At 63.3% G+C, this 21,412-nt stretch carries 19 protein-coding genes; 9 read left to right on the top strand and 10 right to left on the bottom strand.

Annotation, left to right across the window (positions count from 1 at the left end; genetic code table 11):
* Positions 1 to 78 precede the first annotated feature (78 nt).
* On the bottom strand, positions 79 to 315 hold the full coding sequence (locus AC1RTA_RS10050) for an accessory factor UbiK family protein (RefSeq protein WP_130459667.1): 237 nt from the start codon (positions 313 to 315) through the stop codon (positions 79 to 81).
* Positions 316 to 632: 317 nt separating this feature from the next.
* Between AC1RTA_RS10050 and AC1RTA_RS10045 the strand changes: the two genes are divergently transcribed.
* The 3 genes from AC1RTA_RS10045 to AC1RTA_RS10035 are packed head-to-tail and all read left to right on the top strand — an operon-like array spanning position 633 to position 3,408.
* The gene (locus AC1RTA_RS10045; RefSeq protein ID WP_492784644.1) at positions 633 to 1,496 is read left to right on the top strand and encodes a TorF family putative porin; all 864 of its coding nucleotides are present in this window, start codon (positions 633 to 635) and stop codon (positions 1,494 to 1,496) included.
* Between the two features lie 60 nt (positions 1,497 to 1,556).
* A complete protein-coding gene (gene glnK / locus AC1RTA_RS10040; RefSeq protein WP_014235874.1) occupies positions 1,557 to 1,895 on the top strand; it encodes a P-II family nitrogen regulator in 339 nt (112 codons plus the stop codon).
* 13 nt (positions 1,896 to 1,908) lie between these two features.
* Entirely contained in the window at positions 1,909 to 3,408 is a 1,500-nt protein-coding gene (locus tag AC1RTA_RS10035) for an ammonium transporter (protein WP_130459668.1), read from the top strand.
* Between the two features lie 231 nt (positions 3,409 to 3,639).
* Here AC1RTA_RS10035 and purU read toward each other — a convergent pair whose 3' ends face one another.
* The 5 genes from purU to AC1RTA_RS10010 form a co-directional block, all read right to left on the bottom strand.
* Positions 3,640 to 4,500 carry a formyltetrahydrofolate deformylase gene (gene purU, locus AC1RTA_RS10030; RefSeq protein ID WP_014235872.1) on the bottom strand — a complete coding sequence of 287 codons (861 nt, stop codon included), beginning with the start codon at positions 4,498 to 4,500 and terminating at the stop codon, positions 3,640 to 3,642.
* Positions 4,501 to 4,507: 7 nt separating this feature from the next.
* On the bottom strand, positions 4,508 to 5,116 hold the full coding sequence (gene thrH, locus AC1RTA_RS10025; protein ID WP_014235871.1) for a bifunctional phosphoserine phosphatase/homoserine phosphotransferase ThrH: 609 nt from the start codon (positions 5,114 to 5,116) through the stop codon (positions 4,508 to 4,510).
* A 99-nt stretch (positions 5,117 to 5,215) separates the two neighbouring features.
* Positions 5,216 to 7,642 carry an EAL domain-containing protein gene (locus tag AC1RTA_RS10020; RefSeq protein ID WP_492784643.1) on the bottom strand — a complete coding sequence of 809 codons (2,427 nt, stop codon included), beginning with the start codon at positions 7,640 to 7,642 and terminating at the stop codon, positions 5,216 to 5,218.
* A 7-nt stretch (positions 7,643 to 7,649) separates the two neighbouring features.
* Positions 7,650 to 8,486, bottom strand: a complete 837-nt coding sequence (locus tag AC1RTA_RS10015) for a phosphate/phosphite/phosphonate ABC transporter substrate-binding protein (protein WP_492784642.1) — start codon at positions 8,484 to 8,486, stop codon at positions 7,650 to 7,652.
* A gap of 63 nt (positions 8,487 to 8,549) precedes the next feature.
* Positions 8,550 to 10,454, bottom strand: a complete 1,905-nt coding sequence (locus AC1RTA_RS10010) for an ATP-binding cassette domain-containing protein (RefSeq protein WP_492784641.1) — start codon at positions 10,452 to 10,454, stop codon at positions 8,550 to 8,552.
* A gap of 142 nt (positions 10,455 to 10,596) precedes the next feature.
* On the opposite strand from AC1RTA_RS10010, the gene AC1RTA_RS10005 reads away from it, so the two are divergent.
* Together AC1RTA_RS10005 and AC1RTA_RS10000 are read left to right on the top strand one after the other, a co-directional pair.
* Positions 10,597 to 11,802, top strand: coding sequence for an HD-GYP domain-containing protein (locus AC1RTA_RS10005; RefSeq protein ID WP_492784640.1), 1,206 nt, complete (start codon positions 10,597 to 10,599; stop codon positions 11,800 to 11,802).
* Between the two features lie 43 nt (positions 11,803 to 11,845).
* Positions 11,846 to 12,541, top strand: coding sequence for a hypothetical protein (locus tag AC1RTA_RS10000; RefSeq protein WP_492784639.1), 696 nt, complete (start codon positions 11,846 to 11,848; stop codon positions 12,539 to 12,541).
* A gap of 212 nt (positions 12,542 to 12,753) precedes the next feature.
* On the opposite strand, the gene AC1RTA_RS09995 is transcribed toward AC1RTA_RS10000, so the two are convergent.
* Positions 12,754 to 14,370: an ABC-F family ATPase gene (locus tag AC1RTA_RS09995; protein ID WP_492784638.1), complete on the bottom strand. Its 1,617-nt coding sequence runs from the start codon at positions 14,368 to 14,370 to the stop codon at positions 12,754 to 12,756.
* A 130-nt stretch (positions 14,371 to 14,500) separates the two neighbouring features.
* Positions 14,501 to 14,662, bottom strand: coding sequence for a hypothetical protein (locus tag AC1RTA_RS09990; RefSeq protein WP_014235862.1), 162 nt, complete (start codon positions 14,660 to 14,662; stop codon positions 14,501 to 14,503).
* Positions 14,663 to 14,920: 258 nt separating this feature from the next.
* Between AC1RTA_RS09990 and AC1RTA_RS09985 the strand changes: the two genes are divergently transcribed.
* From AC1RTA_RS09985 to AC1RTA_RS09970, 4 genes are all read left to right on the top strand, one after another.
* The gene (locus tag AC1RTA_RS09985) at positions 14,921 to 15,154 is read left to right on the top strand and encodes a hypothetical protein (RefSeq protein ID WP_492784637.1); all 234 of its coding nucleotides are present in this window, start codon (positions 14,921 to 14,923) and stop codon (positions 15,152 to 15,154) included.
* A 48-nt stretch (positions 15,155 to 15,202) separates the two neighbouring features.
* Positions 15,203 to 15,817, top strand: coding sequence for a hypothetical protein (locus AC1RTA_RS09980; protein ID WP_492784636.1), 615 nt, complete (start codon positions 15,203 to 15,205; stop codon positions 15,815 to 15,817).
* Entirely contained in the window at positions 15,817 to 17,076 is a 1,260-nt protein-coding gene (locus tag AC1RTA_RS09975) for an Eco57I restriction-modification methylase domain-containing protein (RefSeq protein WP_492784635.1), read from the top strand. Before AC1RTA_RS09980 ends, AC1RTA_RS09975 begins: the two co-directional genes overlap by 1 nt.
* 158 nt (positions 17,077 to 17,234) lie before the next feature.
* A complete protein-coding gene (locus tag AC1RTA_RS09970; RefSeq protein WP_492784634.1) occupies positions 17,235 to 17,438 on the top strand; it encodes a hypothetical protein in 204 nt (67 codons plus the stop codon).
* A gap of 23 nt (positions 17,439 to 17,461) precedes the next feature.
* Here the strand turns inward: AC1RTA_RS09970 and AC1RTA_RS09965 are convergent, their stop codons facing one another.
* Complete coding sequence (locus AC1RTA_RS09965; RefSeq protein WP_152090135.1) at positions 17,462 to 20,323, bottom strand: EAL domain-containing protein; 2,862 nt, start codon at positions 20,321 to 20,323, stop codon at positions 17,462 to 17,464.
* Positions 20,320 to 21,318: an ABC transporter substrate-binding protein gene (locus tag AC1RTA_RS09960; protein WP_014235858.1), complete on the bottom strand. Its 999-nt coding sequence runs from the start codon at positions 21,316 to 21,318 to the stop codon at positions 20,320 to 20,322. The genes AC1RTA_RS09965 and AC1RTA_RS09960 overlap by 4 nt, the downstream gene beginning before the upstream one ends.
* Positions 21,319 to 21,412: the final 94 nt, after the last annotated feature.

Raw genomic sequence — 21,412 nt, 5'->3', positions numbered from 1 at the left:
GGCCGGAGTCAGGAGCGGGGTGGGTGGTGTCCGGGCAGTGTAGGTGGGATGATGACGTTTGACTAGAGGCGGCGGCGCTCAGCGGCCCTGTTGTTCCAGGGCGGCGATGCGGGCTTCCAGGTCCTTCAGCTTGTCCCGGGTGCGGGCCAGGACCTGGGCCTGGACGTCGAACTCTTCCCGGGTGACCAGGTCCAGTTTGCTGAAGAAGGCGCCGAGCATGGCCTTCACGTTCTTTTCGATGTCGGCGGCCGGGGAGGCGGCCAGGAGGCTGGCCAGGCGGCCGGAAAATTCTTCAAACACTTTGGGGTCGAGCATGGCGAGCACTCCGCAACAGGTTCAGTCGGGCCGGCACGGCGGCGGCAAAGGGGGCGCGGATGTTCCGATCCGCTTGCGGGGGCGAGTTTAGCATGGGCCGATAGCGCCATTTGATGGCGTGCGGCGGCTTTCCCATGGGGTGGCACTGCTTTGGTGCAACTCCCCGTCATGGTGCGCCAGCCCGGTGCGCCTCCTGCGGAAGAGGGCTAGGGGTGCTCCCTATTTTGTTGATTTATCTTAAAAATAAAGTTGGCACGGCATGTGCTAACGGTCTGTGCAAGCTTTTATTTTCATCGAACGAAACAGGAGTCCAAATTATGCGCAAGACGCTCATCGCCACCGCCGTTCTGGCTGCCCTGGCCGCCTCTTCCACCGTCATGGCCGAAGAAGCCGCTGCTCCTGCTGAGCACACCTTTACCGCCAATGTGGGTGTGGTCAGCGACTACATTTTCCGCGGTATCAGCCAGACCCACGGCAAGCCTGCCATCCAGGGCGGCTTCGACTATGCCCACTCTAGTGGCCTTTATGCTGGCCTGTGGGGCTCTTCCATTTCCTGGGTGAGCGATGCTCAAAACACCAGTGTCCCCGTTGAAATCGATTTGTACGCTGGTTTCAAAAATTCCTTCGCGGGTGGCGACTGGAACTACGACGTTGGCTTTATTTCCTATAACTATCCTGGAACGAAGGACGTCCAACCGAACCGTTCTGCCAAAGCCGATACCGCAGAAGTCTACGGCGCTCTGGGCTGGAAGTGGCTGACCCTGAAGTATTCCCACACCGTTTCCAAGCACTTTGTGGCTTGGTATGGCGGTGATGCAGCGGCCAATGAATTCAAGAATACCCGAGGCAGTGGCTACCTGGAACTGAATGCAAATTACGATCTGGGTGATGGCTGGGCTGTTCTGGGCCACGTTGGCCACCAGAAGGTCAAGAACTACGTGAAGGTTGGTGACAACGATGCTTCCTACACCGACTACAAAATCGGTGTGACCAAGGATGTGGGTTATGGCGTATTTGGCATTGCCTATACCGATACCAATTCCAAGGGAACTTGCGATGGCGGCAATGGTGGTACCAACGCTTACTGCTGGGGTGTTTACTCCTCTGGCAGCAACACTTCCAATAACTTCCGCAATGTCAGCGACGGCCAGGTGGTCGTGACCTTTAACAAGACTTTCTAACTTCCATCTTCCCTAGGCATCCCGGGGACCCGATCCCCGGGGCCATTTCAGGAGAAAGCTATGAAACTGGTAACCGCCATCATCAAGCCGTTCAAGCTTGACGAAGTGCGTGAAGCCCTTTCCGCCATCGGCGTGCAGGGCATCACCGTCACCGAGGTCAAGGGGTTCGGTCGGCAAAAGGGGCACACCGAGCTGTATCGCGGTGCCGAGTACGTTGTGGATTTCCTGCCCAAGGTGAAGATCGAGGCTGCCGTGAAGAACGAGCTGCTCGATCAGGTCATCGAAGCTATCGAGAAGTCTGCCAGCACCGGCAAGATCGGTGACGGCAAGATCTTCGTCTTCGACGTCGAACAAGTCATCCGCATCCGCACCGGTGAGACCGGTGAAGATGCTCTGTAAGAGGGAGAACACAATGAAACGCTTTCTTGCTGTTCTGGCCCTGTTCGGCGTAGTCGGCCTGTCCGCCGCGCCGGCCTTTGCCGATGACAAGCCCGCTGCCCCCGTGGCTGCCGCTGCCGAAGCCGCTCCGGCTCCCGCTGCTGCTCCGGTCGCAGCACCCGCTCCGGCCGCTGAAGCTGCTGCTGCCGAAATCCCCGCCCCCAAGGTGGACAAGGGTGACACCACCTGGCTGATGGTCTGCGCCGCCCTGGTGATCCTCATGAGCATCCCCGGCCTGGCCCTGTTCTACGGCGGTCTGGTCCGCTCAAAGAACATGCTCTCCGTGCTCATGCAGGTGTTCATGGTGTTCTCCCTGATCACCGTGCTGTGGTGCATCTACGGCTACAGCGTGGCCTTCACCGAAGGCAGCGCCTTCTTCGGTAGCCTGGACAAGCTGTTCCTGTCGGGCGTGACGCCGGAGTCCCTGGCTGCCACCTTCTCCAAGGGCGTGGCTGTTCCCGAATTCGCCTACATCGTCTTCCAGGGCGCCTTCGCCGCCATCACCTGCGGCCTGATCATCGGTGCCTTCGCCGAGCGTATCAAGTTCTCCGCCCTGCTGGTGTTCGTGGTCCTGTGGTTCTCCTTCTCCTACCTGCCCATGGCTCACATGGTCTGGTACTGGGCCGGTCCCGACGGTTACGTCGATGCCGCTGCCGCCGAGAAGCTGGGCGCCACTGCCGGCTTCCTCTTCCAGAAGGGTGCGCTGGACTTCGCCGGCGGTACCGTGGTGCACATCAACGCCGCCGTTGCCGGCCTGGTGGGTGCCTTCCTGATCGGCAAGCGTATCGGCTACGGTCGTGAATCCATGGCCCCCCACAGCCTGACCATGACCATGATCGGCGCCTCCCTGCTGTGGTTCGGCTGGTTCGGCTTCAACGCCGGCTCCGCCCTGGAAGCCAACGGCACCTCCGCCCTGGCCTTCATCAACACCTGGCTCGCCACCGCTGCCGCCACCGTTTCCTGGGTCTTCGCCGAATGGCTGATCAAGGGCAAGCCCTCCATGCTGGGCGCTGCCTCCGGTGCCGTCGCCGGCCTGGTGGCCATCACTCCCGCCGCCGGCTTCGTCGGCGTGGTCGGTGCCCTGGTGCTGGGCCTGCTGGCCGGTGTGGTCTGCCTGTGGGGCGTCAATGGCCTGAAGCGCCTGCTGGGCGCCGATGACTCCCTGGACGTGTTCGGTGTCCATGGCGTCGGCGGCATCCTGGGTGCGGTCCTGACAGGTGTCTTTGCTGCTCCCTCCCTGGGCGGCACCGGCATCTGGGACTACGTCACCAACGCCGTTGCCCCCGAGTACTCCATCGGTGACCAGGTCATCATCCAGCTGACCGGCGTGGGTACCACCATCATCTGGTCCGCCGTGGTCTCCCTGGTGGCCTACAAGCTGGTGGACATGTTCATCGGCCTGCGTGTCCCCGAAGAGGAAGAGCGCGAAGGTCTGGACGTCACCTCCCACGGCGAAAGCGCCTACCACCTGTAAGACGCGGAATCTTCCGCCTCCATGCAACGGGCACCTGCGGGTGCCCGTTGTTTTTTTGGTGCCGGGATGTTTTCAAGCATGCCTGGAAAAGCGCATGGATGCAGTGTTTGCGTCATGCCACGGCTGTCGTCCAAGAAGCATGCGCCTTTCCGGCCATCTGCCTGCAGCGGCCCCGGCGGCAAAGAAAAAGGGCGCCGCGGCGCCCTTTTCATGTCCGGGAAGTGCCCCGGTTCAGCGGAACACCACCGTCTTGTTGCCGTGCACCAGCACCCGGTCTTCCAGGTGGTAGCGCAGGCCCCGGGCCAGCACGGTTTTTTCGATGTCCTTGCCGTAGCGCACCATGTCCTCCACCGAGTCGGAGTGATCGATGCGGATCACGTCCTGGTCGATGATGGGGCCCTGGTCCAGGTCGGCGGTGACGTAGTGGCAGGTGGCGCCGATCAGCTTGACGCCCCGTTCATAGGCCTGGTGGTAGGGCTTGGCGCCGACGAAGCTGGGCAGGAAGCTGTGGTGGATGTTGAGGATCTGCCCCGGATAGGCGGCGCACAGCTCGGGCGAGAGAATCTGCATGTAGCGGGCCAGCACCATGGTGTCGCCCTTCACTTCCTCGTACAGGCGCTGGATTTCGGCGTAGGCGGCAGCCTTGTTGTCCGCCGTCACCGGGATGTGGTGGAAGGGGATGCCGTGCCACTCGACGAAACCGCGGAAGGTGTCGTGGTTGGAGATGATGCAGGGAATCTCGATGTCCAGTTCCTTGGACTGCCAGCGGGAGAGCAGGTCGTAGAGGCAGTGCTCCTGCTTGGAAACCAGCACCACCACGCGCTTCTTCACGGCGCTGTCGCTGATCTTCCACTCCATCCCCAGTTCCTCGGCGACGGGGCGGAAGCGCTCCCGCAGCTCGGCTAGGTGGAAGGGCAGGGAGTCGGCCCGCACCTCGATGCGCATGAAGTAGCGGCCCGCCGTGTCGTCGGCGTGGAGGGCGGTTTCGAGAATCCAGCCCTGGTGGGCGGCAAAGAAACCGGAAACCTTGGCGACGATGCCCACCCGGTCGGGGCAGGAGGCGGTCAGGGTGTAGTAGCGCTGGCGATGCATGATGGCCTTAGATGCGTTCGCTGGCCTTGAGGATCTCGCCCTTGAGGGCTTCGTAATCCTTCACCACCGGGAACTGGGGGAACTCGCGGATGACGTTTTCCGGCGGGCAGAAGAGGATGCCGGCATGGGCTTCGCCGAGCATGGTGGTGTCGTTGTAGGAGTCGCCGGAGGCGATCACCTTGAAGTTCAGTTCCTTGAAGCGCTTCACCGCTTCCTGCTTCTGGTTGGGCATGCGCAGGTGGTAGTTCACCAGGAAGCCCTGGGCGTCCGCTTCCAGCTTGTGGCAGAACAGGGTGGGGAAGCCCAGCTGCTGCATCAGGGGCATGGCGAATTCGTAGAAGGTGTCGGAGAGGATCACCACCTGGAAGCGGGGGCGCAGCCACTCGACGAATTCCTTGGCGCCGGGCAGGGGGCCCATTTCGGCGATGACCTTCTGGATGTCCGGCAGGCCCAGGCCGTGCTGCTTGAGGATGCCCAGGCGGTACTGCATCAGCACGTCGTAGTTCGGCTCTTCCCGGGTGGTGCGGCGCAACTCGGGGATACCCGTGCGTTCGGCGAATTCGATCCAGATTTCGGGAACGAGCACACCTTCGAGGTCAAGACAAACGATCTGCACGGAAAACTCCTTGGCTGAGGACGCAAAAGCCAGGATTTTAGCAGAAGGGGCACCGTTCCGACGTCCCGCCGACCGGCCGTGGATGGCGGGACGGAGCGCTCAGGCGGCGGCCGGCGGGGCCGCCGGGTCCGGCAGTTCGGGGCGGGGCCGGGAGAGGTGGTAGCCCTGGGCCAGGTCCACCCCCAGTTCGCCCAGCAGCAGGTAGGTGGCCCGGTCCTCGACGAACTCGGCCACCGTCTTCTTGCCCAGGCCCCGGGCCACTTCGATGATGGCCCGCACGAACACCTGGTCCTCCCGGCTTTGCACCAGGTTGCGGATGAACATGCCGTCGATCTTGATGACGTCGGCGTCCAGGTGCTTGAGGTAGGCGAAGGAGGAAAAGCCGACGCCGAAATCGTCCAGGCAGACCGAGCCGCCCATGCTGCGGATGTGGCTGATGAAGCGCTGGGTGTCGGCCATGTTGGAGAGGGCGGCGGTTTCCGTCAGCTCCACCAGCAGGCGCTGGGGCGCCACCCGGTGGGTTTCCAGCAGGCCGGTGATGTAGTCGGGCAGACCCGGGTCGTCGAAGGAGCGGCCCGAGATGTTGATGGCCAGGCCCGGCAGGTCGGTGCGCCGGGCCAGGGTGCGGATGCCGGCGGCCAGCACCCAGCGGTCGATGTCCAGGATGCGGCCGTTGCGTTCCGCCGCCGGGATGAATTCGCCCGGCATCAGGTACTGGCCCGGGTGTTCCGGGTCCTTCATGCGCAGCAGCACTTCCAGGTGGGAGAGCACCGGGGTGCCGGTGGTGTAGATGCCCTGGAAGTGCAGCTCGAACAGGTCCTGCTCCAGGGCCGCCTGGATGCGCTCGGCCCAGGACAGCTGGGCCAGCATGTAGGCGGACTGGCCCAGTTCCTCGCGGAAGACGCGCCAGCCGTTCTTGCCGGCGTGCTTGGCGGCGTACATGGCGATGTCGGCCCGGGCCACCCACTCCTCGGGCCGCCGGGCGTGCTCCGGCAGCAGGGCGATGCCCAGGCTGGAGGTGAGGCGCACCTTGGTGCCTTCGAACTCGAAGCCCAGAGCGGCGACGGCGCTGATGATGCGCTGGGCCAGGGTCTGGGCCGCCGCCAGGTCGGCACCCGGGGCCACCACGGCGAATTCGTCGCCGCCGAGGCGGGCGAACATCTCGTTGCCCCGCAGCAGCTGCCCCACCTCGCCGGCGATGCGCAGCAGCACCGCATCCCCGGCCCGGTGGCCGAAGCTGTCGTTCACCGTCTTGAATTCGTCCAGGTCGAAATACAGCAGGGCCGCCCGCACCGAGGCGTCCCGCTCGAGCTGTACCGCCAGCCGCTGCAGCTCGCCCTCGAAGCGGCTGCGGTTGTAGAGGCCGGTGAGGGGGTCCCGCTCGGCCATGAACAGCAGCCGGTCGGCGGTCTGCCGCTCATGGGTGATGTCCTCGAAAATCCACAGCCGGCTCTCCCCTTCCTCGGTCTGCCCGGAGGCGGCCGGCACCGCCACGCTGGTCTGGGTCAGCAGGCGTTCGTCGGACTGGCGCAGCTCCCATTGCAGGCCGTCGTCGAGGAACAGGTGTTCCCGCTGGTAGGGGTCCGGCAGGCGCTGAGGGTCGCTGGCGATGCGCTGCACCAGGTCGCCCAGGGTCATGCCCGCCGGGGTGTCGTCCTCCTCCAGGCGCCACAGCTGGCGGAAGGCCGGATTGGCATAGACCACCCGCCCCTCGGGGGAGACGAACAGCAGGCCCAGGCGCATGGAGGACAGCAGGGCGTGCAGGCGGGCCTGTTCGGCGGAAAGGGTGGCGGCCAGCTGGCGCTGTTCCCGTTCCGAGGCCAGCAGCTCCCCCACCCGGGCGGCCAGGGCGCCGCCCATCTGGTTGAAGGCCCGGGTCAGGGCGCCGACGTCGTCGTCGGCACTGTCGGGCAGGGTCTGGAAGGTGGCGCCCCGGGCCAGGCGGCGGCTGGCCTGGGTCAGGCGGTTCAGGTGGCGGGTCAGCCAGAGACCGATGGAGGCCAGCACCAGGGCCGAGAGCAGGAGCCCGCTGATGGCGATGAGCATGGTCTGGCGCTGCAGTTCGTCCCGGGCCTGGCGCAGGAAGCCGAGGTCGAGGCCGTATTGCAGCTCGCCGAACTGGCGGCCGCCGATGCTCATGGGAATGCGCAGGTCGAAATTCTGCAGCCCGTTCCCGTCCAGCAGGCGGGCCGGATTGTCGGTGGCCGGCAGGGGCCGGCGGCGGTCCCAGTTGGCGGTGGCGATGATCTGGCCGTCGTTGTCGAACATGACCAGGTAGTCGATGCTGTTGATGGCCTGGGTCGCCTGCAGGATGTCGCTGACGGCGGCGTAGTCCCGCTGGGCCATGGCCGGTGCCAGGGCGGCGTCGAGCAGCAGGGTGGTTTCCTTGCGCCGCAGGTCGAACTGCTCCAGCAGGTGGGCCTCGGTCAGGCGCAGGCCGTTCCACAGCACGGCGCCGATGATGACCGCCTCCACCAGGATGGTGGACACGATCAGCTTGCCCCGCAGCGTATGCAGCCAGCCCATGCCCATCCTATTTCTTCAGCAGCCGGCGGGTTTCCGGCAGCACCTTGTCCATCAGCCGGGCATCGGCCGGGGTCGGCTCCCGGTAGCCGCCGTGGGTGCTGATGTCGAAAAAGACCTTGCCCTCCGGCGTCTGCTCGAAGGCGTTGAGGACTTCCTTGATGCGCTGGCGCTCGGCCGGCGGCAGCCGGTTGTGGGCCATCAGGGCCAGGCCCGGGGCGGACGGGCATTCGCCGGCGATGCGGGTGGCTTCCCGCAGGTCGGCCGGGGCCTGGGCCACGGTGGAGTGGGAGACGATGGCGGCCCGGGCCTTGCCGCTGACCACGCTTTGCAGGGCGCTGCTCTGGGTGACGTTTTCCACCACGCGGAAATCCCGTTCCGCCAGCAGGCCCTTTTCCGCCAGCCAGTTGAGGCCGAGCATGGGCACCATGGCGCTGCGCTCGTGGATGGCCACGGTCTGGCCCCGCAGCTGCTCCAGGGAGGCCAGGGGCTGCTCCCGGGGCACCATCAGGTAGCAGCGGATGTCGTTGCGGTGGCGCAGCAGGGGAATGTAGCCGTAATCCACTTCCGCCAGCCGGGCGTAGTGGGGGGCGATCAGCAGCAGGTCGTACTCGCCGGCGAAGGCGCGGCTGGTGAAGGTGTCGAAATCGGGGGCGGTCTGCAGGCTCACCGGCCGCCCCAGGCGTTGCTCCAGGTAGGCGGCGAGGGGCGAATAGGTGGTGATGAGGATGCGGGTGCTGAGATAGGGCAGGACCCCGAACAGCAGGGGGCGGGCTTCCTGGGCCTGCAGCAGGGTGGCGGGCAGGAGCAGCAGGAGTAGCGACCAGCGTCGCAGCAGATGTCCCATGCCCCTCCTTCCCCTTGATCGGTTGTTATGTCCCGGGCGGCGCCCACGGCCGATGTTAGGGCATCACTCGGGAACGGGCAATTGTTCCAGCTCGTCCTGGGCTTCCAGCCAGCGCTCCTCGGCGGCGCCGATGTCCCGGGTCAGCTCTGCCTGGCGCTTGACCAGGGGTTCCAGCAGGGCCGGGTCCGGGTTGGCGTAGAGGCCGGGGTCGGAGAGGCGCTGCTCCAGCAGCTTCAGTTCCCCCTGCCAGGCGGCCAGGCGTTTTTCCAGGGTGTCGATTTCCTTCACCAGGGGCCGGCGCCTGGCCAGCAGGGCCTGGCGGGCGGCCTTGTCGTCCTCCCGCTGCTGGCGCCGTTCCTCCTTGCTGGCCTCCTTGACCGTGTCCGCCTTCTCTTCCTTCTGCTGCTGGGCCAGCCAGGCGGCGTACTCGTCCAGGTCGCCGTCGAAGGGGGCGGCCTTGCCGTCGGCCACCAGCCACAGGCTGTCGGCGGTGGTGCGCAGCAGGTGGCGGTCGTGGGAGACCAGCACCACCCCGCCCTCGTATTCCTGCAGGGCCAGGGTGAGGGCCTCGCGCATCTCCAGGTCCAGGTGGTTGGTGGGCTCGTCCAGCAGCAGCAGGTTGGGCCGGTGCCAGATCAGCAGGGCCAGGGCCAGGCGGGATTTTTCGCCGCCGGAGAAGGGGCCGCAGGGCCGGGTGGCCATGTCGCCGCGGAAGTCGAAGCCGCCCAGGTAGTCGCGCAGCTCCTGCTCCCGGGTGGTGGGGGCCAGGCGCACCATGTGCTGCAGGGGCGATTCCTCGGGGCGCAGTTCGTCCACCTGGTGCTGGGCGAAGTAGCCGATGGCCAGGCCCTTGCCTTCCTTGTACTCGCCGGCCAGGGGCGCCAGGCGGCCGGCCAGCAGCTTGACCAGGGTGGACTTGCCGGCGCCGTTGCGGCCCAGCAGGGCGATGCGCTCGCCGGGGCGCAGGGTCAGTTCCACCTGGTCGAGGATGACCTTGTCGCCGTAACCGGCCCGGGCGTGGGTCAGGGTCAGCAGGGGATCGGGGCTGGCCACGGGGTCGCGGAAGCGGAAGGTGAAGGGCGTATCGACGTGGGCCGCCGCCACCTCCTCCATGCGGGCCAGGGCCTTGACCCGGCTCTGGGCCTGCTTGGCCTTGGTGGCCTTGGCCTTGAAGCGCTCGATGAAGCGCTGCAGATGGGCCCGCTCCCGTTGCTGTTTCTCGAACATGCCCTGCTGCAGGGCCAGCTGCTCGGCCCGCTGGCGCTCGAAGGCCGAGTAGTGGCCGCTGTAGAGTTTCATCCGGCCCTGCTCGATGTGCAGGATGTGGCTGACCACGGCGTCGAGGAAGTCCCGGTCGTGGGAAATCATCAGCAGGGTGCCGCGGTAGCTCTTCAGCCAGCCTTCCAGCCACAGCACCGCATCCAGGTCCAGGTGGTTGGTGGGTTCGTCCAGCAGCAGCAGGTCGGAGCGGCACATCAGGGCGCGGGCCAGGTTGAGGCGCACGCGCCAGCCGCCGGAAAACTCCTTCACCGGCCGGGTGAAGTCGGCATCGGTGAAGCCCAGGCCGTGCAGCAGTTCGGCGGCCCGGGCCTTGGCGCCGTAGCCGCCGATCTCGCCGTAGCGGGCGTGCAGGGCGGCGATGCGCTCGCCGTCGTGGGCCGCTTCCGCCGCCTTGAGGTCGGCTTCCACCTGGCGCAGCTCCCGGTCCCCGTCCAGGGTGAATTCCAGGGCCGGGTCCGGCAGGGAGGGGGTCTCCTGGGCCACATGGGCCACCACCCAGCTGGCCGGCAGCTCCAGGTCGCCGCTCTCGGCGTGCAGGGCGCCGCTGAAAAGGGCGAAGAAGGAGGACTTGCCGCAGCCGTTGCCGCCGGTGAGGCCCACCTTGTATCCGGGATGGAGCTGCAGGCTGGCGTCGCTGACCAGGGGCTGGCCGGCGCGGGCGAAGGTGAGATTGCGGAGACTGATCATGGGGCAAACTGGCGTGAAAGCGGCCTGGCAGCAGGGATTGCCCCAGGACGGAGGAAAGGCCGCATTGTACGCTGCCCGCCGTTGCCGCTTGAAGGCATAATTGGCCTGTGGTGTCCGATCAATCCCTGCCCGACCTGCCTCGATGATCAAGAAAATCGCCATCGCCGAACTGAAGCCAGGCATGTTCATCCACGACCTCAACATGGGCTGGCTGGACCACAACTTCCTGCGCAACAGTTTTGCCGTGCACGACGAGGCCGACCTGCGCAAGGTGCGGGAGACCGGGGTGCACGAGGTCTATATCGACACCGCCAAGGGCCTGGACGTGGCCCATGCCCCCACCAGCGAGGAAACCACCCGGGAACTGCACCAGCGCCTGGAGGCCATCGCCGAGGAGGAGCCGGCGCCGCTGCGCAGCGTGGCCCTGGCCGAGGAGATGCACCGGGCCCGCAAGCTGCACAACGAGGCCCACCGCATCGTCCGCGACATGATGGGCGACATCCGCCTGGGCAAGCAGATCGAGATGGAAAAGGTGGAGCCCATGGTGGAGAACATGGTGGATTCCATCTTCCGCCACCAGGACGCCCTGATTCCCCTTTCCCGCCTGAAGACCCACGACGACTACACCTTCCTCCATTCGGTGTCGGTATGCACCCTGCTGGTGGCCTTCGCCCGCACCCTCAACCTGCCCAGGGACACCATCAAGGAAATCGCCATCGGCGGCCTGCTGCACGACGTGGGCAAGGCCCAGGTGCCCGAGTCCATCCTCAACAAGCCGGCCAAGCTGACCGACGCCGAGTTCGACAAGATGAAGAACCACGTGGTGCAGAGCAAGATCATCCTGCTGCACACCCCGGGCATCAGCCAGATCGCCCTGGACGTGGCCGCCGAACACCACGAGCGCTTCGACGGCACCGGCTACCCGAACAAGTACAAGGGCGACCAGATCAGCCTCTACGGCCAGATGGGGGCGGTGGTGGACGTGTACGATGCCATCACCTCCAACCGGGTGTACCACAAGGGCATGCCCGCCACCGAGGCCCTGCGCCGCCTGCTGGAGTGGAGCCAGTTCCACTTCAACCCGGAACTGGTGCAGGCCTTCATCCGCAGCATCGGCATCTACCCCACCGGTTCCCTGGTGCGCCTGGAGAGCGGCCGCCTGGGGGTGGTGCTGGAGCAGAACGCGGAAAAGCTGCTGCTGCCCCGGGTCAAGGTTTTCTACCATGCCGAGAAGCGCTACTACCTGCCGCCCGAGGAGGTGGACCTGAGCCTCAGCCAGGACCGCATCCTCGGCCACGAAAACCCGGAGCAGTGGGGCATCGACATGCGTACCTGGATGCCGGCCTGAAGCCGGTTATACTGCCCTCCCCCGCGTTTCCCCAGCCTTCGCCATGCGCCGTTCCGCCTTTTTCCTCCTCGCCGCCGCCGTTGCCGCCCCCCTCTGGGCCCAGACCCTGGCGCCCATCGACGATGCCGAAAAGACCCGCCTGGAAGCCCAGGTCAAGACCATGAAGGCCGAGGCCGAGGACATTCGGGCCGGGGCCGAGCAGCAGTTCATCGCCGACGAGAAGGTGTGCTGGCAGAAGGTGCTGGTCACCGCCTGCATCGACGAGGCCAAGGCCCGCCGGGTGACGGTGATCCAGAAGGCCCGCGCCATCGAAGTCCAGGCCAACACCCTGCAGCGCGAGGTGAACAACCGGGTGCTGGCCACCCGGGAAGCCCGTCGCGCCGCCGAAGCTCCGACCCGGGCGGCGGAGCAGCAGGCCGAGGCCGAGCGCTACCGGGCCGAGCAGGCCAAGGCCGCCGCCGACCGGCAGAAGCGGCAGCAGGCCAAGGTCCAGGAAGAGGCCGCCGGCCGCGCCCAGACCGCCGCCGAGGCCAAGGCCCGGGCCGAGCGCCTCAACGCCAAGCAGCAGGACCGTTCCCCCCGCAGCACGGCGACCCCGGAAGAGGAAGTGGCCCAGCGCGTCGCCGAGCGGGACAAGCGGGTGGCGGAGAAGAAGGCGGAGCGGGAAGCCAAGGAAAAGCAGCGGGCCGCCGAGCGCGCCGCCTGGGAGGCCCGGCAGAAGCAGTTGCAGGGCAAGTAGGGGTTGGGCCGCCGCCGCGGCCGCTTACCCAGCGAAAAGGCGCGGCCGGGACCGCGCCTTTTTTGTCGCCTCCGGTTTGTCGTCGGCGGTGCCGGAGGCGGAAGACGGGTGCTCTGGAAAGCAGAAGGGACGGGCATCTCCGGCACGCCATGCCGGGGATGCCCGTCCCTTCTTGGGTTTGGGGCTGCTGTCGTGGGCGCCTGGGCTGCCGCTTACTCGATGCCCTGGCTGGAGAGGTATTCCTCGTAGGTGCCCTTGTAGTCCACGATGCCGTCCGCCTTGATTTCGATGATGCGGGTGGCCAGGGAGGAGACGAATTCCCGGTCGTGGGAGACGAACACCAGGGTGCCCTTGAAGAGGTCCAGGGCGGTGTTGAGGGATTCGATGGATTCCATGTCCAGGTGGTTGGTGGGCTCGTCCAGCAGCAGCACGTTGGAGTGTAGCAGCATCAGCTTGCCGAACAGCATGCGGCCCTGTTCGCCGCCGGAAATCACCTTCACCGACTTCTTCACTTCGTCGCCGGAGAACAGCAGTCGGCCCAGGGTGCCGCGGATCAGGGTTTCCACGTCGCCGCCCTCGTAGCCGCCCTGGCGCACGAACTCGGTGATCCAGTCGGTCAGGCTCTTGTCCTCGGCGAAGTCGCTGGCGTGGTCCTGGGCGTAGTAGCCGGGCTTGGCCTTCTCGGCCCACTTGATGGTGCCGTAGGAGGGCTGCAGCTGGCCCATCAGCAGCTTCAAGAAGGTGGTCTTGCCGACGCCGTTTTCGCCGATGACGGCGATCTTGTCGCCGGCTTCGATGTTGCAGGTGAAGTTCTTGAACAGGAGCTTGGCCGGGTCGTAGCCGAAGTTGAGGTTCTCGATCTCCACCGCCAGACGGTGCAGCTTGTCCTTCTCGTCGAAGTCGAAGCGGATCCACGGGTACTGGCGGGAAGAGGGCTTCACGTCTTCCGGCTTGATCTTGTCGATCAGCTTCAGGCGGGAGGTGGCCTGCTTGGCCTTGGACTTGTTGGCGGAGAAGCGGCGCACGAATTCCTGCAGCTCGGCCACCCGTTCCTTGGCCTTGGCGTTGGCGTTCTGTTGGCGCTCGCGGGCCTGGCTGGAGGCCTCCATGAAGTCGTCGTAGTTGCCCGGGTAGATGGTGATCTTGCCGTAGTCCAGATCCGCCATGTGGGTGCACACCTGGTTCAGGAAGTGGCGGTCGTGGGAGATGATCACCATGGTGGAGTTGCGCTCGTTGAGCACGTCTTCCAGCCAGCGGATGGTGTTGATGTCCAGGTTGTTGGTGGGCTCGTCCAGCAGCAGGATGTCCGGGTTGGCGAACAGGGCCTGGGCCAGCAGCACCCGCAGCTTCCAGCCCGGAGCGACTTCGCGCATGGGGCCGTTGTGCTTGTCCACCGGGATGCCGACGCCCAAGAGCAGTTCGCCGGCCCGGGATTCGGCGGTGTAGCCGTCGTACTCGGCGAACTTGCCTTCCAGCTCGGCCGCCTTCATGTAGTCCTCTTCCGTCGCTTCCGGATTGGCGTAGATGGCGTCCTTCTCGCTCATGCAGGCCCACATTTCCTCGTGGCCCATCAGCACCACGTCCAGCACCCGCATGTCCTCGTAGGCGAACTGGTCCTGCTTCAGGTAGGCCATGCGCTCATGCTTGTCCTTGGAGACATTGCCGCCGGAAGCTTCCAGGGCGCCGCAGAGGATCTTCATGAAGGTGGACTTGCCCGCCCCGTTGGCGCCGATGAGGCCGTAGCGGAAGCCTTCGCCGAACTTGACGTTGACGTTCTCGAACAGGGGTTTGGCCCCGAACTGCATGGTGATATTGGCGGCGACGAGCATGGACGATCCTGGAAAAACGAACTGCGACGAAAAGCGGGAACGGCGATAGCGGCGTAAAGCGCGACGAAAGCGGACGACGGAAAGACAGAGGGCGGCTTGTCGCCGCCCTCGTCAGGTAAGTCGCGGGGACTTACTTGGCGCCGAGGATCGGCTTGTTACGGGCGTGGCCTTCGGCGGCGTAGACGGCCTTGCGCACAGCCTTGGGGCTGTTGCGGAACAGGCGCTTGGCGGCCTTGGACAGGCAGCGGCGTTCCAGGGTGGAACGGCGGGTACGGTTGGCGGTAGCGGCCATGGTTTTCTCCGGTCAAGCAGGCTTGACTCAAATGGTTACAAAGCGTGGCGCGAACCTTCATCATCATGATGTCTGGCGCGCGCGGGGTCCCAAAAAGGTTTTGAATTATAAGACGATTCCGTGAGAAGGGGAAAGATGTTGGTCCTGATCATTGCAAACGGTACGCCCCTGTAATATACATACGTCATTGTTTGGTGGCCCGGTTGGTATGACCACGGTTGGTTTAGCTAATTTATTTATGGTGGAAAGGACGTTGGCATGTCTAGACTATTTATGATTTGTATGGATATTGAGGGAAATGATCGAGGAGCAACTGTGACAATCGTTGCCGCAGATTCTATTTTGGAGGCTAAGGAAAAAGCGGTTGCGCACGTAGGTGTGATGAATCAAAACTTTAGGAATCGAAATATAAGAATAATCGGAAGTAAAGAGATTGGTGCCAATGGGTGTTATGTTAGCGATCACATTCCAAGAGATTGGCTGATTAAATAGTTAATCGTATTTTTTGCGGCAATTAATTACTGTTTGGGGGAGGTGTTTGTGTCGGAAAAATTGTCCAAGATAGTTAAATACCTGCGCTCAAATAAGATTGAGCTTGCTCTTGGTCACGAAAATGCTCGGATCGATGCAGCTAAGTCCCAAACGGCAGTAGTTAAAAAGCTAGTGGGTAAATTTGGTTCGGATATAATTACTGACTCAGACCATCGGTGGTATAATTTTGCCATACGAGACGGTTTTGATCGCATTCCTGTAAAGATTAAAATCAGCCGATTTAAGGGGGCTGATAATTTAAGTTGCAAGTTAGGTATTTATTATGCCTTGACTGGTAAGTGGCCGGTTTTTAATGATGAAATTTCATGGGCGGATTTTTTTAAACTTCTGGGGGAGAATTTAGATCCTGGTACGGCGAAGGATTTTTATTTTTTAGTTATAAATAGAAATAACCCATCTGATGTTTTTTATATCGGATTAAAGCAACTGCCGGAAATTATGGAGAGTGGAAATAATCCGCCTTTCCAATGTTCTTGGTCGAAAAATAGAGAGCCAGTTAATAGAAGCGGATTGGATGCTCAGTCTTATATTTTAAAAAAACTTGAGCTGACAGCTATTCAGAGAGCTGAAATGAGTGAAGCATACAAGCGGTGGGTTGGTTGATGAAAGAGTTATTGGGCCAGTATTTTTCCCCGGATTCAATCGTAAAATTTATGGTTGGATTAATGAAAAAACGTGGGCGTACGCTTGAGCCATCCTGTGGTGATGGTGCATTTTCTGAATATATATCTAAGCATCTTGATGTTGAATTGTTTGCGGTCGAACTGGATGAAACTGTTGCGCCGACGTATGCAATTAAACTAGATTTTTTTGCGTTCCCAGATTTTCACAAATTTGACACAATTATTGGAAACCCGCCATATGTAAAGGCACAGGATATTCTTCCCGATACCCGTGAATTGCTCGGGGATTCTGGTTTTTTAAATAACCGTGCGAACTTATATTTGCATTTTATCGGCAAATCATTGAGCCACCTTACTCCGGGTGGAGAGCTAATATTTATTACTCCGCGTGAATTTTTAAGAGCAACCTCTAGCGTAAAGCTGAATAAACTTTTATTTGATAAAGGGACTATTACCCATTTCGTTGAATTAGGTGACAGGAAGATTTTTGCAGATGCTGCACCAAATTGTGTTGTATGGCGATTCGAGATGGGTGATTTTTCTAGAAAAACAAAATATTGCGATGCATCGAGATTAGAAGATATTAGGTTTCTAAATTCGAAATCACTTCCGTGGGAGTCCAGGAATTTTGTAGAGGTTGATGGGGATATTTATTTTACTAAAGACCCATTTCCATTTAGGTTTAAAGATTTCTTTTTTGTAAAAGTTGGCGCTGTAAGTGGTTGCGATTACATTTTCGCGCATGAAAAGCTGGGAAACCAAGACTTCGTTTGTTCAGAAACCGCTCGATCCGGTGCTTTGCGCCGCATGATTTATAACAAAAAAAATAAGTACCTGGAAAGATTTAAATCTGAGTTGTTGGACAGAAGAGTTAAGAAGTTTAGTGAAAATAATTGGTGGATGTGGGGGCGTGATTGTTATCACTCAGACAGTGATAGGGTTTACGTGAATTCTAAGACTAGAAATGAGAATCCATTTTTTAAAAATGACTGCAAGTACTATGACGGTTCCGTACTGGCTATTTTTCCTAGAAATCCAGATTTAGATATGTCATTGGCTTGTGATTTGTTGAATAGTGTAAATTGGTCAGAGATAGGATTTGTTTGTGATGGCCGGTTCATATTTTCACAACGAAGTTTGGAAAATTCACCCCTACCAGGTTTCTTTGCTCAACTAAGTGATCGTCTGCTTGTAAAACAGAAGAACAAAAATAGAAAGATTCAACGGCAGACAGCCTAATGACCAAGTTGAGCGCAACCCGGGTATCAACCGCATATTCTCTTGCCAGTTATGTGGCAGCAATTTTGGGGCGTATCTCCAATTGCCTGCCTCTTATGCTAGGTCAAGATGTTTACGTATCTGAAGATGAAGACCAAGGGGTTCATACGCGTCGGACTGTGATTGTCGCGCGCTTTTCTGACGGCACCGTGATCCGCCGCACGGTGGAGGAAGACGATTTCCCCGCCGCCTTGGCCTGTGCCGAATGCTGGATTACCTACGAAGTGCTGGCCTGCGCCCCTGGTAACCCCATCCATCCTGCCCGCCAGGTCTTCGAGAACGCCTGCCGGGAATCCTTCTGGCTGGCCTACCACTCCGCCTGAGCCGCTAGGCCGCGGCCCGGGCGTCAGGCCTTGCCGCGCAGGTAGGCCTCGCATTCCGCCGCCGGCATGGGGCGGGCGTAGAGGTAGCCCTGGACTTCGTCGCAGCCGGTGGCGCGCAGGGCGGCGGCCTGGGATTCGGTTTCGACCCCTTCGGCGATGGTCTTCAGCTTCAGGCTGGAGGCCATCTGCACCACGGCGCGGACGATGGCGGCGCTGTCGCCGTCGCTGGTGATGTCGCGCACGAAGCTCTGGTCGATCTTCAGCTTGTCCACCGTGAAGCGCTTCAGATAGGCCAGGCTGGAATAGCCGGTGCCGAAATCGTCGATGGAAAGCAGCACGCCCATGGCGTTCATGGCCTTGAGGGTGGCCAGGGTGGCTTCCGCATCCTGGATCAGGATGGATTCGGTCAGCTCCAGCTCCAGGCTGGCGGCGGGCAGGCTGGCGGCGCTGAGGGCGTCGCCGACGGTGATCAGCAGGTTGTCCCGGTGGAACTGCAGGGCCGACAGGTTCACCGCCATGGTCATGGGCGGCAGGCCGGCATCGAGCCAGGTCCGGGCCTGGCGACAGGCTTCCTGGATCACCCAGGCGCCCATGGGCACGATCAGGCCCGTTTCTTCCGCCAGGGGGATGAACTTGCCCGGGGGCACCAGGCCTTCCGGCGTGCGCCAGCGCAGCAGGGCCTCCACCCCCACCACCCGGCCGCTGGCCAGGTCCAGCTGGGGCTGGTAGTAGAGCACCAGTTCCTGCCGCTCCAGGGCCTGGTGCAGGCGCTGTTGCAGGGTCAGGCGTTCCAGGGTGCTGACGTTCATGGCCTCGGTGAAGAAGCGGTAGGCGTTGCGGCCGCTCTGCTTGGCATGCACCAGGGCCGTGTCGGCCTTCTTCAGCAGGGTGTCGAAATCGCTGCCGTCGTCCGGGGCCAGGCTGATGCCGATGCTGCCGGTGATGCTCAGGGGGTGGCCGTCCACCTCGAAGGGGGTGGCCAGGGCGGCCAGCACCGTCTCGGCGGCCCGGGAGACCCGGGCCAGGTCCTGGGCCTGGGGCAGAACGATGAGGAACTCGTCACCGCCCTGGCGGCACAGGGTGCTGCTTTCCCGCAGGATGTTCTTCAGGCGCTTGACCACGGTGCGCAGCAGCTGGTCGCCGGCGTGGTGGCCGAGGGAATCGTTGATGGTCTTGAAGTGGTCCAGGTCCAGCAGCAGCAGGGCCACCGGGTTGATGCCGCCGGCGCCCCGCTCCATGGCCGATTCCACCGCCTGTTCCAGGCGCAGGCGCAGCAGGTTGCGGTTGGGCAGGCCGGTCAGGTGGTCGTGCTGGGCGAGGAACTGCAGGCGTTCCTCCAGGGCCTTGCGGTCCGAGATGTCGGAGAAGACGGCGACGTGGTTTACCACCCGGCCCTGGTCGTCCTTGACCACGTTGATGCGGGTCCACTTCGGGTAGATCTCGCCGCTCTTGCGCCGGTCGTAGATTTCGCCCTGCCAGTAGCCCTGGCTGTTGAGGGCCTCCCACATCTGGCGGTAGAAGGTCTTGTCGTGGTGGCCCGAGGAGAGCAGGCGGGGATTGCGCCCCAGCACCTCTTCGGCGCTGTAGCCGGTGGTTTCGCAGAAGGCCCGGTTCACCGAGCGGATGTTGTTGTCGGCGTCGGTGACGAGGAAGGCTTCGTTGGAGGTGTCGAACACCTTGGCCGCCAGGCGCAGTTCCTCTTCCTGGCGCTTGCGCTCGGTGATGTCCACCATCACCCCCACCAGGCCGGCAACCCGCCCTTCGGCGTCCATGAAGGTGGCCTTGTTGTAGATCACGTCGTGCTTGCTGCCGTCGGCGTAGCAGGCCTGGCTTTCGTAGACCTGCTTGCCCGGGTTGTCGAACAGCTGGCGGTCGGCGGCGGCGTAGATGTCGGCCAGCTCCTGCGGCGCCAGGTCGTAGACGCTCTTGCCCAGCAGCTCGTGGCGTTCCTTGCCGAGGTAGGTGAGGAAGGCTTCGTTGCAACCCACGTAGCGGCCCTGGGCATCCTTGTAGAAAAGGGGGCTGGGAATGGCCTCGATCAGGGTGTGCATGAACTGCACGTGTTCCTGCAGCTGGGCGTCGGCCTGTTGCAGGGCGTCCTGCTTGCGCGCCAGGCTGGCGGCGGTTTCGTCGAACTGGCGCGCCAGGGTGGCGATTTCGTCGTCACCGGCCATGCCGATGCGTTCGTTCAGATGGCCCTCGCCCAGGCGCCGGGCGGCGGCGGAGATGCGCTGCAGGCGGCGGGTCACCCACAGGTCCAGCAGCAGGGACAGCAGCAGGGCGCCGAGCACGGCCAGGGCGCCGGTCTTCAGGGACTCCTCCACCGCTTCGCTGCGGGCGGCGGCCAGGGGCGCCGTCATGTCGAATTCGACGTACAGGGTGCCGCGCTTGAGGCCGCGCAGGGAGCCGTGGGTGAGGTCGAGCACCAGGGGAAAGTAGCCGCTGAGCACGGTCCCCGCCTCGTTCAGCTCGATGCGGTGCTGGTCCCGGCCCATGGCCTCGTCCGCCTCCCGCGGCCGGTAGCCGCTGACCCGGGCCGCGTCCTGGCCCTGCCACAGGTAGCGGTTGGCGAAGATGACCTGGTGCTGCTCGTCGGCCAGGATCAGGGTGTTGATGCGGGGGTGCAGGGCGGTGGCCGAGAGGCGGGCCTTGGCCTGGGACAGGTTGTCCAGCACCAGGCGCTCGGAGAGGATGTCCTGCAGCTGGCGCATGAGGACGCCCACGGTTTCCCGGCTTTCCTGCTCGATGCGCTGGCTGGCGTGCTGGTACCAGTGCTGGGCGACGTAGAGGGAGGCCAGGATGGCGGACAGCAGCAGCACCACCGGCAGCAGCCGCTTGAGGCGGAAGGGGGCCGGCAGCTGGTGGATGGGGGGTACGGACTTCATGGCGCCAGCACCTCCGCCAGATCCGCCGGCAGCAGGCGCAGGGGGGCGACCCCGTGGCTGAGCAGCTGGCGTTCCTGCATCAGGGTGGCCAGCCGTTGCAGGGGGGCGGCGATGGCCGGGGTGGCGCCGGTGAGCAGATTGAGGTTTTCCTGGCGGTCGGGCAGGACCAGGCCGTCCAGGGCCTTGAGCAGTTCGGGGCCGCTGCTCTGGGTGCGGCGCCCCAGGGCGGCGGCGACCTCGGCCGGCGCCGCCTTGAACTCGTCGAGGACGCGGAACCAGGCCTGGCTGAGGGTCTTCAGGGTCGCCCGGTGCTGCCGGTAGGCCTCCTCCCGCACCACCAGCAGGTCGAAGATCTCGCCCGGGGTCTGACGGCTGGAGAAGAGCTGGTGCGCTCCCATGGCCTGCAGGCGGGAGAGCACCGGCTCGAAGGTCACCACCGCATCCACGGCGCCGGCGATGTAGGCATTGATGTGGGTGTCCACCGTCAGGGGCACCACCGAGACGTCGGCCGGGGCCAGGCCGCCCTGGGCCAGGGCCCGGGTCAGCATGTAGGCGCCCAGGGCCTGGTTTTCCACGCCGATGCGACGTCCCTTGAGGTCCGCCAGGCGGCGGATGTCGGGGCGGGCCACCAGGGCGTCGCCGCCGTGGGAGATGTCCAGCACCAGGGCGACGCGCACCTCCACCTTGTCCGCCAGCAGGCTGAGGGCCTCGTCGCCGGTGAGGGCGGCGCCATCCAGGGCGCCGTTGCGCAGGGCCCGCAGGACTTCGGAGGAGGAGGTCAGTTCGTACAGGCGGAGCGGTGCATCGCCCCAGTAGCCCCGTTCCCGGGCCAGGTGCAGGGGCTCGTAGCCGGGCCATTCGTTGCTGCCCAGGCGCAGGGGCGCCAGCTGCTGCCGGCGTCCGCAACCGGCGAGCAGCGCCGCACCGGCGGCCAGCAACAGGCGGCGGCGGGTGAGGTGGGGCAAGAGGCTGGCATGGGCGCTGGCGGAGGACATGGGCGGGGCCGGAAAATTACCATTTCATTATCTCATGAAATACCAGGCGTTCCCGGGACGGTGAGGCGGCCGGTGGACTAAGGGAAAGCCGTCG

This window comes from Azospira sp. MPR-E4 (assembly GCF_058809645.1).
This window is presented reverse-complemented; position numbering and strand designations above follow the sequence as displayed.

Bases quoted from the DNA above. Each gene is read 5' to 3' on its own strand.
- AC1RTA_RS10050 (WP_130459667.1), bottom strand. From the start codon at position 315: ATGCTCGACCCCAAAGTGTTTGAAGAATTTTCCGGCCGCCTGGCCAGC.
- AC1RTA_RS10045 (WP_492784644.1), top strand. From the start codon at position 633: ATGCGCAAGACGCTCATCGCCACCGCCGTTCTGGCTGCCCTGGCCGCC.
- glnK (WP_014235874.1), top strand. From the start codon at position 1,557: ATGAAACTGGTAACCGCCATCATCAAGCCGTTCAAGCTTGACGAAGTG.
- AC1RTA_RS10035 (WP_130459668.1), top strand. From the start codon at position 1,909: ATGAAACGCTTTCTTGCTGTTCTGGCCCTGTTCGGCGTAGTCGGCCTG.
- purU (WP_014235872.1), bottom strand. From the start codon at position 4,500: ATGCATCGCCAGCGCTACTACACCCTGACCGCCTCCTGCCCCGACCGG.
- AC1RTA_RS10020 (WP_492784643.1), bottom strand. From the start codon at position 7,642: ATGGGCTGGCTGCATACGCTGCGGGGCAAGCTGATCGTGTCCACCATC.
- AC1RTA_RS10015 (WP_492784642.1), bottom strand. From the start codon at position 8,486: ATGGGACATCTGCTGCGACGCTGGTCGCTACTCCTGCTGCTCCTGCCC.
- AC1RTA_RS10010 (WP_492784641.1), bottom strand. From the start codon at position 10,454: ATGATCAGTCTCCGCAATCTCACCTTCGCCCGCGCCGGCCAGCCCCTG.
- AC1RTA_RS10005 (WP_492784640.1), top strand. From the start codon at position 10,597: ATGATCAAGAAAATCGCCATCGCCGAACTGAAGCCAGGCATGTTCATC.
- AC1RTA_RS10000 (WP_492784639.1), top strand. From the start codon at position 11,846: ATGCGCCGTTCCGCCTTTTTCCTCCTCGCCGCCGCCGTTGCCGCCCCC.
- AC1RTA_RS09995 (WP_492784638.1), bottom strand. From the start codon at position 14,370: ATGCTCGTCGCCGCCAATATCACCATGCAGTTCGGGGCCAAACCCCTG.
- AC1RTA_RS09990 (WP_014235862.1), bottom strand. From the start codon at position 14,662: ATGGCCGCTACCGCCAACCGTACCCGCCGTTCCACCCTGGAACGCCGC.
- AC1RTA_RS09985 (WP_492784637.1), top strand. From the start codon at position 14,921: ATGTCTAGACTATTTATGATTTGTATGGATATTGAGGGAAATGATCGA.
- AC1RTA_RS09975 (WP_492784635.1), top strand. From the start codon at position 15,817: ATGAAAGAGTTATTGGGCCAGTATTTTTCCCCGGATTCAATCGTAAAA.
- AC1RTA_RS09965 (WP_152090135.1), bottom strand. From the start codon at position 20,323: ATGAAGTCCGTACCCCCCATCCACCAGCTGCCGGCCCCCTTCCGCCTC.
- AC1RTA_RS09960 (WP_014235858.1), bottom strand. From the start codon at position 21,318: ATGTCCTCCGCCAGCGCCCATGCCAGCCTCTTGCCCCACCTCACCCGC.